This is a genomic window from Blastococcus sp. CCUG 61487 (assembly GCF_005222955.1).
Taxonomy (GTDB): Bacteria; Actinomycetota; Actinomycetes; order Mycobacteriales; family Geodermatophilaceae; genus Blastococcus.
In genome coordinates this window covers 1-7441 of sequence record NZ_LWUA01000066.1, presented here as the reverse complement: position 1 = coordinate 7441, position 7441 = coordinate 1, and the positions used below count along the sequence as shown (strand labels likewise).

Annotated in this window: 4 protein-coding genes; all 4 read right to left on the bottom strand. The window is 61.1% G+C overall.

Annotation, left to right across the window (positions count from 1 at the left end; all coding sequences use genetic code 11):
• Positions 1-932: 932 nt before the first annotated feature.
• Positions 933-1976 (bottom strand): phosphate acetyl/acyltransferase, encoded by a 1044-nt coding sequence (locus A6V29_RS05440; RefSeq protein ID WP_137159365.1) that lies wholly within the window; start codon positions 1974-1976, stop codon positions 933-935.
• A gap of 874 nt (positions 1977-2850) precedes the next feature.
• Positions 2851-3234 carry a 4'-phosphopantetheinyl transferase family protein gene (locus A6V29_RS22110; protein ID WP_170977704.1) on the bottom strand — a complete coding sequence of 128 codons (384 nt, stop codon included), beginning with the start codon at positions 3232-3234 and terminating at the stop codon, positions 2851-2853.
• Positions 3235-3547: 313 nt separating this feature from the next.
• Positions 3548-5419, bottom strand: coding sequence for an ABC transporter ATP-binding protein (locus tag A6V29_RS05430; RefSeq protein ID WP_170977703.1), 1872 nt, complete (start codon positions 5417-5419; stop codon positions 3548-3550).
• Positions 5409-7250 (bottom strand): ATP-binding cassette domain-containing protein, encoded by a 1842-nt coding sequence (locus tag A6V29_RS05425; protein ID WP_170977702.1) that lies wholly within the window; start codon positions 7248-7250, stop codon positions 5409-5411. The genes A6V29_RS05430 and A6V29_RS05425 overlap by 11 nt, the downstream gene beginning before the upstream one ends.
• Between the last annotated feature and the right edge of the window lie 191 nt (positions 7251-7441).

Below are 7441 nucleotides of genomic sequence, written 5' to 3'. Positions count from 1 at the left end.
TCCTCCCCAGCGGTCAGGCCGTGTTCTTGTAGCTGGCATGGAGCCTGCGAGACCTGCCTGCAGCGCTAGCTGAAGATTGCCGACCGTGAGGACGGCCCTGCGCTCGCCCCCCTGGAGTCCTTGGCCACCTGGGCGACCGCCGCCTCGCTCCTGCGGACCACCGCGTCTACGTCACAACGGAACTCCGCCGGATAGGGCTTCCAACGATGCTGATCCTTACCCCTCAATCGGCCGCCGAGAACATCCCTGTCGCGGTGATCGGCCGGGCGCTGGGCTTCTCCACGCGGGTCTTCAAATAGTGGGCCGCCAACCCGGTCTCGCAGCGGACTGGGACGCCGCGCACCTGATCAACGCCGCCTAACGACGTCCAGGGCGACGAACCCCCGTTCGGCTACCGGGTTCATCGCCGAGGGACCAGCTGGTAGGTCATTTTTAGGAGGACGCCGCGGCGAAGCGCTGTGGCTCGACGCAGGATCTCGATCTCCCGCTCGAGCAGCTTCTGGCGCCGCGCAGCTCCCGCCGCTGGGCATCGGCGTCGTTGCTCCAGCCACCTCGGTCACCCAGCGAGGCCGCAGCCCCACAGGCAAGAAGTCATCCGAACCGGGAGCAATCCCGATCGCCTCCACGCCCAGAATCTGCGTCACGGGCAGGTCGACCAACAGCTGTCCACGCTCATAGAGTGGGAAGAACCCTCGGCCGCAGCGCATCGCCGCGGATGGCCCCGCTCGCCTCGCCCCGATGCATCGAAACTTGTGTGCAGCGCCTCGTGTCCGCCGGCCCGGTTTCAAGCGCAATGCGTCGACGTCCCGCTGACCGCGCCGATGCGAAGACGCGATGACAGGTCAGCGCCCCGACCCGCGCCACTGCTACACCATCCACAGGAGGCGCTGTCCAATAGATGCCGGACTCGCGTCGGGTCGCCGGCTACCCCGTTAGTCAACATGAAACTCATTCGAAAGTTCATCGGTAACGCGCGCACGGTGCGCTGAAGCCGCCAGGAGAAGGGCGCCAAAGGTGTTCTCCGCGGTACCGGTGCCATGAGCCTTAACCACGGTGCCACGTATGCCGAGGATAAGGCCGCCCCAACCAATACGCTTTGGCGACGAATCGAACGCATCCGACGCTCCTACCGCCTCGGCAGGCTCGCTCAGCCGCGACCTGTCGATCAACGGACTCAGTGTCGCGAAGGTGGCCTCGACGGTCTTCACAACGATATTGCCGACCAGTCCGTCGGATACGACAACGTGTGGCTCGGGAGCGAATAGCGCGTCAGGTTCTACGAAACCTCTATATTGGGAGAGAGTGCCTTCCAGTAGGCGATGCGCCTTCGCCATCACTTCATCGCCCTTCGCCACTTCAGTTCCATTTGCCAGAAGCCCGACGCATGGATCTTGAACCCTCAAGAGTGACCGCGCAACGACGATTCCAAGACTCGCGAACTGCACAAGCCACTCTGGAATCCGCTCAACGGAACCACCGCAATCGACTAGCACGGTTGGCTTCGACATCGGGAGGGAAATCATTGTAGCGAGCGCGGGGTGCTTAACGTTGGGAATACGACGGAGGATTGCCGCTGCCGCCACAAGCGTGCCACCCGTGTTGGCTGCCGTGACAGCGGCATCGGCTGTGCCGACCTTCAATAGGCGTAGCGTCGCTAGAAGCGAGGACTGGCGCTTTTCTCGCACCGCGCTTATTGGATTGTCGTCCATCGTGATTACTTCATCGGCGATGACATAGGTTAGGCGCGGGGACGCGATCGAGAGGATGTGCTGACGAACTACCGCCGACGTGCCGACGGCGATGCACAGCAGGGCAGGGTCGTGGTCAAGGGCCGCACGAATCCCCTTTACGATCTCCGCAGGGCCGTGGTCAGCACCCATTACGTCGACGGCAATGGTAACTTGACTGTCGGTCGTCAGTGGCGCCTCTTTACCCACGAGCTTCCTCTGTTTGATTTCGTTGGATGTCCCGAACATCTTGGCCCAGGGGAAACGGTACTGCCTATGTAGCTCTTCACAGTTGACGGCGTAGGTCGCTGGGCGGTCGACGTGTCGATGACTGATAGGGGTCGAGGTCTCCCGGAGATGAAGTTTCCTACACGTCTCATCCCGAGCACCTCGACGTGCCTGACGCTACCGCTGGTGCGGGCTTCTCTTGCCCTGACCTGACCCCACATCAACCCGGCCCGCGGTCATCACCTCCCTCCATTGACCACGCGCCCTATGGACGACTCAGGGTCGTTCGGTGTATCCGGCTGCCCACGGGCCGTCCGCGGTGCCAGCCGCAGCCGCTTCCCCGGCTCGCCCTTCCCGGCTGTCAGGGAGAGATCGCGTTTCCAGTCCAGCTCCGCGCGCTCGCTGAGCCGCTCATCGCAGGCTCGCTGTACCAGGTGGAAGGCGAGGTGGTTTCCAGTCTCGCCTAAGGCCGCATGGAGGGGTGTCCAAGGCATAGGCGGACGCTAAGCCACAGGTGGAAGAGAGACGCCTGTCCCTGCACGCCCGGCAAGTCTCTTGTGCGGACCGAGGCTCTCGCTCGAAGTGTAGAGACGGTGCCGTCTCTGCTTAGGGCCTCGCCTGTCCCTCCACGCGACGTGGCGGGACGTCGCTTCTCGATGCGGCCCTGAGGCGTCAGCCGCACGCCCGTCGCTAGTCCTGTTGCTGCCTGACCCATGATGATCGCATTGGAGCGCAAGCAAGCCTCGCATGCCGACGACTGTTCCATGACGGGCAGCGTAGTTCGCGTCAGGAGTTGACGTTGGACGAATACGTTAAGTGGTTCGCTCCGAACCCCGCAGCCGCTCGGACCGATTTGGGCCTCAACTGGAGCCAAGCACCCCGGGCGGTGGGTGGGCTATGGCTGCCAGTCGTGAATGCGAATTGTTGGCGCTGCACCGAAAATCGCCAATGACGCGACGCAAGCGCGGCCGGGTGGCAGTTGGAGGTCGAGAACGGTCCAAGAGGCGGCGTCCTCCCCAGCGAGCTGCGGCTCTCCGAATTGCCCTGAGACCGACACACTGGGCAAGTCGCGAAGAAGCCCACGACCAGTCGCCTTTAAGTACGCTTCTTTGCGCGTCCATAGCTGGAGGCGTTGTCGCGCGCGATCATCCGCGGGCGTACGTAGGACAATGTCACGCTCGGCCGGACTCAAGATTCGCTCATCGAAGCCGGCGGGCAGTCGGCGATTGAGGGACTCAACGTCGATGCCGACTTCTCGATTGGCGACGGCCAGCAGCATCACATCAGATGAGTGACTGATATTGAAGTGAAGCTGGTCAGTGAAGGGTGGGCCCAGTCGGGGTTTCCCATGTTGACGCCCGCATCGGTGGCATTCGCGGTCGAAGACGAGCAACTCAGCAGGCGCCACTAGACGGCGAGCGAGAATCTGTCGCGAAATGCCTCGAGAAGTCAAATACTCCCTCGATGCGCGGCCAACGCGCATTGTGGCGAAGTGTTGCGACTCGGCCTTCGTAAGATGAAGATGAGTAGGGATAAGGGAGCGCGCCGCTGTTCGGATGTCCACTAGCCAGACGTCGACCACGTCGGAGCGCTTAGCCAATTTGCATACCGTCGGCTTTACGGGTCGAAGAAAGGAGGTCCTCGCTGGTTGCCAGATAAGGCTGCCTGTGCAATCTGAAGAGTTCCGCGTACTTTCCCCCTGTTGCCAAGAGTTCGTCGTGGGTCCCGATTTCGCTTATGCGACCGCCGTCCAAGACGGCGATCTGATCCGCGAACCGGGCCGTGGAGAGTCGATGAGAGACGACTATGCCGACCGTCCCTACTTCTTGGCTCAGGGAACGCATCGTCTTCGTGAAGGCGATCAACAAGTCGTGCTCGGCAATAGCATCAAAGGATGAAGTCGGCTCATCAAGCAGTAGGAGTAAAGGGCTGGTCCGCATCATGGCCCTACCCATGGCCAATCTTTGCCACTGGCCGCCCGAGGGTTCGTAGCCATCCTCAAAAGTGCGGCCCAATTGGGTGTTCAACCCCTGGGGGAGTGAATCAGCGACATTCTCGGATCCGGCTCGCTGGAGGGCTCTTCTGACTGCTCCACTGTTGTCAATATGTTGAACATCACCTACGGCGACGTTCTCTCTCGCGACCAGTTCATACCGGACGAAGTCTTGGAAGCAGGCCGTAATGCGCGCATACAGCTGCTCGCGAGGGAGAGTATGGATGGGAATGCCGTCCAACCTGATCTCTCCGCGTGTGGGCTCGAGATGGCCAGCTAGAAGCTTTATAAGGGTAGTCTTCCCCTCGCCGTTCTCGCCCACAACAGCAGTGACAGTTCCGCGTGGGAGTGAGAGCTCGAGCTCATATAGAACGGGTTCGCGGCCCTCGTACTGGAAAGACACAGATGCCATGTCAATCCCGCGAGCTACCCGGGCCGGAGGCTTGATGTCCTCATGCAAGCGGGGAGGTGTGAGTCCATTGAGGGAACGTAGACGTTTAATAGCCTGGAGGCCCGCAACCGTGAACGTGGTTGAATGCGCCAAGTTTGCAACAATGGCATTGAGCTGCAGTCCGAGGACGATAATAATAATTGTCGCACTCGGCGCGAAACGGCCGCTGCTCGTGCCGCTGACGACGACCACCAGGGCGCCTATGAAGCCGAGCATAAATATGATCCAGCCAGCGCTGCGCCAGGATGCCCAGAGAAGCCACCCGCGCCGACGGTCGCGTACTACGTCGGCAGATATCTGCTCGTAGCGTCCAAGAATCTCTTCAGAGTATCGCAAGAGCCGCAGTTCCTTGGCGGCGGTCGGCGACGTAGCGAGATCAAACAGTGTAGATGCCACGCGCGTGGCTTCTGCAGTGTCGAATAGTATTCGTTGGCGAACTTTCTCTGAGCGGTTCGCCAATAGTAGAGACGGGACTGCGAAAAGTACGAGGCCGGTCAGTGGGGGATACACGATCCACAACACGGTTAGTGCGCCTATAAGCGCGATGGTGGCCGAGACCATGTCTACGATCGCGCTTAGCGTGGAAGGCAACGTCGCCGTGTCCTCGCGCAACAGCTCCAACGTGTCGCGGTACTCGGGCCGGTCGAACTGGGTCTGAGTCGAGGTTTGCGCGACCAGCTCGATGATGTGCTCGTCCAACACGCGCGTGGTGGACTCCTGCAGTCGAGCCTCGACGACCGCTCCGCCCCAACTGCACACGAGGACAACCGCAAACGTTGCGCCGATGCCGATGGCCGGAAGGGTCGCATCTCCCTTCGAGTCAACCCCCTCCATGAGAGCCGCCACCCAGAGCACGGACACGGCGGGCAGAAAGACATTCAACGGACGAAGGGTAAAGACGAGGGCTGCACGCATGCCGTCTGCTTGTCGCGCCAAGGAAATCAGCATCTTCAGCGCCAGCGCGGACTCGCGGCTGCTTCGCACGATATCCCGAAAACGACGACTGACGTTACCGCTCATCGATGAATTGGCCCCTCTGGAGGTTGAACATCTGCGCGTAACGCCCGCCAGCGTCCACGAGGTCATCATGCGACCCGGACTCCACTATGGAGCCAGCATCTAAAAGGACGACGTGGTCCGCGAGCCGAACACTTGCTAGACGGTGTGAGATCAAGATCCGCGTCAAGTGGTTCATGGCGGTGAAGGTCTTAAAGAACTCCGCTTCGGCTCTGACGTCCAGTTGAGAGGTCGGCTCATCAAGGACCAGAACGGTGGCGCCGTAACGCGTCGCAAGGAGTGCACGGGCAGCGGCTATACGCTGCCACTGCCCGCCGGACAGGTCAACAGCTCCCCGTACGCCTTTCCCGAGAGGCGTGCGCAATCCGTTCGGAAGGTCGCGGATGAGCGTCGCTGCCCCTGCCGCGTCGATCGCTTCCTGCATGATCTCGGGGGACACAACGGACGGGTCAAGGCCTGCGGTGATGTTTTCGGAGGCAGTGAGGGGAAGGCGTAATCCGTCCTGTGACATAACCGCAAATCGCTCACGCCAGACGTCGACCTGAAAGTTCGCAATGTCGACTCCGTCGCAGAGGATAGTACCGTCAGTCGGAGCGTACAGGCGAGTGAGCAACTTGATCAGTGTTGTCTTGCCTGCGCCATTGAGGCCGACGATGCCAAGCGACGATCCGGCAGGAATATCTAGCGTTAGCTCGTTCAGCACGAGCCGGTCTGACTCGGGATAGCTGAACGATACACGTCTTAGAGATAGCGCTTTCCCAGGCGCGTTGGTGGCGAGCGGTGTGCTGGATGTGGTTTCTGGTCGCACTGAGCAACCTCGCTCGAAGGCTTCAACCGGCTCGATCACTGCGGCGCCTTCTATAGCTCGGAGGTACCGGTTATTAACGACGAAGGCAGGGAGAAATCCCAACAGTGCCAGGAGATAAGTGACGAGAGCTCCTGGGGTGATCTCGTCGACATACTGCGCTTCCGCCAGCAGAAAGACTGTGAAGGCCGTGAATCCCGACAATGCGCTGATGCCTACCAGGGCGTAGATGACGTGGGGCCGACGAGCCCGCCATACCGCTCGAATCGCTTGGTCCCATTCTTGCCGAAAACGTCCGAGGAACCATGAGTGGAGGCTAAACAGTCGAATCTCCGCGAAAGCTTCGGGAGAAGTTGCCGTTCGTCGAAGATAATCGGCCCGTCGGAGCGCCGCGGTTTGGCCCGACAGTAGTTTCATGGCGCGAGCGTAGTCGCGAAGAAGAAGACCGAGAATGGCCGAAGACAAGGCAAGAAGTGCGGGTCCCAGCCACCAGCGAAACGTTGATAGAATGAGTGCGCAGCCGAGGGCTTGGACGTGGACAACCAAAAGCGCCGCCAGTCCAGCGACGGCGGCGCCGGGAGTCATACCCGAGGCGCCAATGCGGCTGGCTTGCATTAATACTTTCGCGGATTCAGGGCGCTCCAGATGGGCCACACCGGTTGGAAGCGCTACAGCGCGCATCAGTCGAAGCCTAATATGACGGTTGATCCAGTAGCCGAAAACTTCCGACGTAGCTACCGTCAGTGGCAAGGCAACCTCATGGAAGATGAGTACGGCGATCAAGCCGGCGGAGACAGTGACGATCAGGGCCGCATGCTGCTCTGTATCCGTGTCGATTAGATCAATGAGGTAGCCAGAAAGGACTCGATAGGCGACTGGAGTCAAACCCGCGAGCAGTACGGCCAATGCGGCTACAGCTGTCATGGCAGGAGCCACCACAGGCAGCATGCGAAGGGTTGCCACCAGCCCTGCCGGGATGACCGTGCGGCTGGATCGCGGTGTCTTGCGGTCCGGCGGGGTCTGCGACATCGGCATCCTCTCAGGCGCCCCTCCGGACGCAAGCTTGGGTTGTCCTGCGCAACCTAGTGGTCGACGGGCGGCCGGGGCAGCAGGGGAGCCGTCGGAAGCGGCGTGACTCGGCTCGGTCCGGAGACAGGAGCGATCCTGTGGCCCTACGTCTAAATGTTGGAGCGATTGCCCCCGCTGCAGTTGAGTCGATT

Coding starts and splice junctions, on each gene's coding strand:
- A6V29_RS05440 (WP_137159365.1), bottom strand. CDS start 1,976: ATGTTCGGGACATCCAACGAAATCAAACAGAGGAAGCTCGTGGGTAAA.
- A6V29_RS22110 (WP_170977704.1), bottom strand. CDS start 3,234: ATGCTGCTGGCCGTCGCCAATCGAGAAGTCGGCATCGACGTTGAGTCC.
- A6V29_RS05425 (WP_170977702.1), bottom strand. CDS start 7,250: ATGTCGCAGACCCCGCCGGACCGCAAGACACCGCGATCCAGCCGCACG.
- A6V29_RS05430 (WP_170977703.1), bottom strand. CDS start 5,419: ATGAGCGGTAACGTCAGTCGTCGTTTTCGGGATATCGTGCGAAGCAGC.